The organism is Kribbella sp. NPDC050124, assembly GCF_044460355.1.
In the GTDB taxonomy this organism is placed as follows: domain Bacteria; phylum Actinomycetota; class Actinomycetes; order Propionibacteriales; family Kribbellaceae; genus Kribbella.
In genome coordinates, this window is the sequence record NZ_JBITJU010000069.1 from 1 (window position 1) to 2,696 (window position 2,696).

Here is a 2,696-nt window from a genome sequence, read left to right on the forward strand (position 1 = left end):
TGTCGCTTGCCAGCGTGATGGGACCACCTCGTTGCCACGAGCATGGGACCACCTGGAGGTGTCAGTGAGCATCGCGGGCCTCGGTGGTGGTGTCAACGGTGACGCGCGGGGTGTGCCGGTCGCGTTGCCGGTAGGAGGGTCCTTCGATGATGAGGGTGTGTGCGCCTGAGGTGAGTCGGTCGACGGCGGACTGGGCGAGCAGGGCGTCGCTCATCATCGTGAGCCACTCGGACGGTTCGCGGTTCGAGGTGACGATGGTGGAGGCCTTGCGGTGCCGCTCGACCACGATCTCGTAGAAGTCGTTGGTCTCGGTCGGGTCGAGTGCTCGGAGCGCGAAGTCGTCGAGGATGAGCAGGTCGACGCGGGCGAGTTTGCGCAGCTCGGCTTCGAGGGTGTTGTCCAGGCGGGCGGCGCGGAGCCGGGTGAGCAGTTTGTCGGCGCGGGCGAAGTGGACGCTGAGCCGGCGCCGGATCGCGGTGTGGCCGAGGGCGGTGGCCAGGTGTGTCTTGCCGACCCCCACGGGCCCAAGGATGAGGATGCCGTGCCCGGCTTCGGTGAACCGCAGGCTGGTCAGGTCCGACAGCAGGGTGCGGTCGTAGGTCAGGTTGTCGGGTTCGTCCCAGGTGTCGAGGCGCATCGCGGGGTCGAGGCCGGCGGTGCGGGCGCGCAGCATTGCGGAGCGGGACTCGCGGCGGGTGACCTCGTCGGCGAGTAGTAGTTCGAGGAACGCGGCGTGGCCCATCTTGCGTTGCCGGGCGAGTGCGAGCCGCTCGGGCAGGGTGGCGGTGAGGCCGCCGAGCTTCAGGGTGCGCAGGATCTTGGTCAGGTCCGCGCCGACCGGGTCGAGCGGCCCGGCGGCGCCATCGAGGCTCGCGGTGGTGGGTGTGTTCATCGTTGTCGTCATCGGGTGGTCTCCGGTGGTGTGCCAGCGGCGCCGCTCGCGCCGCCGGGGATGAGGGTGAGCTGGACGCCGCCGCGCATGGTGTATTCGCCGGGGTCGCGGGCGAACCGGCCGGTCGGTGAGCCGGCCGCGGCCGGCAGTACCGGCTTGTCGCGCTCGGTCGCCTTGTCCAGCATTGAGGCGATCTTGGTGACGCTGACGACGTCGAGGTCCAGCGACCGTGAGCAGGCGGTCTCGACCGGTGCGGGTCCGTAGCGGCGGACCAGGCCGAGCAGCCGGTAGACGCTGCGCATCCTCGTCCAGGGCAGCGGGTCGTCGAGCAGCCGCTCGGCGTAGATGCCGATGTTGGGTCCGTGGCCGGCGCAGACCGCGATCAGCTTGGCGAGGTCGCGCATCGCATACCCGGCCTTCTCGGCGGGCAGATCGGCCGGGTCGGTCCAGCGGCCGCCCGGCCGCTGCCGGGGGTGGGTCTTGACCATCTGACCGGCCGAGAACAGCTTGACCAGTTGGCTGTCGGCGCGGGCGTCCAGGTACTGGCCGAGGAACTGCGCGGGCGCGGAGTACAACGCCTTGGCGACCTCGACGTGGAAGTCGCGGTGCACCTTCACCCGGGTGAACACCGGCACGTCGTAGGGTGCCGGGACCGGCAGCAGGCACGAGGCCTCGAGCTCGCCGAACATCTCCACCGGCCGTGCCGCGGTGGTGCCGTGGATCCGCATCCCGGCCCGGTCTGTGCACCAGGCGGTGACCCGGGCCTGCGCATCGGCCAGGTCGGTGAAGGTCTCCCCGGCCCAGAAGTTGCCGCGCACGTACTGCACCGCGCGTTCCACCCGGGGCTTGTCCTGAGGCCGCCGAACCCGCGCCGGGTCGGTGGCGAACCCGGCATGCTGCGCGTAGTCCAACCAGCCGGTCGACAGCCGCGGGTTCACCGAGTCTGCGTCGGTGACCACCGCTTTGAGGTTGTCCGGGATCAGCACCTTGAACACGCCGCCGAAGAACCCCCAGGCCGCCTCGCAGCCGGCGATCACCGCGGCCAGCGCCTGCGAATAGGTCAGCCACACGAACATGTGCCGCGACACCACCGCGGTGAAGATCAGCGCATGCACCCGCCGCGACTTCCCGGTCTCCGGATCGAGCAGCGACCCCATCTGGGCGAAGTCGATCTGGCACTCCACCCCGGGCTCGCCGTCGGCGACGCGAACCGTGGTGGTCTTCACCCGGAACCCGCACCGCTCGACCGCGAACCGGTGCAGCGTGCGATACGGCACCACACACCCCGACCGGGCCAGCAGCTCCTCGATCTTCACAATGCTCAACGGCTCAGCACCGTCGCCGCCACGCACCCACGCCTTGATCCGGTCCTCGTGCTCCAGCAGCACCTGCCAGGACGCGCCATGCCCGTTCGGGCGCGCCGGTCGCACCACCGCGACCACGGCGCCGATCAGCTCGTCGGTCAGCGCCTCGACACCCGCCTCACGCGACAGGCCCTCGGCCTCCGCGGCCTGCACATAGCGCCGCGCGGTCTTGCGGTCCACCCCCGCCCGCTCCGCGACCTTCCGCAGCCCGGCCCCCTCCAGCCAACCGCGCAACACCTCCCGCACCTCAACCACACCGACCTCCCTGAATCCCACCGCCGACGACCTCCGCGTCCACCGACATGACGCGACGATCCAACGGCCGAACCAAGAACCCACCGGCGCGCCGCGCCGGGTGGTCCCACGACTGGCAACCCAGGTGGTCCCATGAAGCTGGCAGAAAACCGCTCAGAGCGGTCCCATGCTCATGGCAGGCGACA

2 protein-coding genes are annotated in these 2,696 nt (G+C 70.5%); both read right to left on the reverse strand.

Going from position 1 to position 2,696, the window contains the following annotated elements:
* Window positions 1-61: 61 nt before the first annotated feature.
* The gene (gene istB / locus ACIBL3_RS47210) at window positions 62-904 is read right to left on the reverse strand and encodes an IS21-like element helper ATPase IstB (RefSeq protein WP_396360617.1); all 843 of its coding nucleotides are present in this window, start codon (window positions 902-904) and stop codon (window positions 62-64) included.
* Window positions 901-2,511, reverse strand: coding sequence for an IS21 family transposase (gene istA / locus ACIBL3_RS47215; protein ID WP_396360618.1), 1,611 nt, complete (start codon window positions 2,509-2,511; stop codon window positions 901-903). Before istA ends, istB begins: the two co-directional genes overlap by 4 nt.
* Window positions 2,512-2,696: the final 185 nt, after the last annotated feature.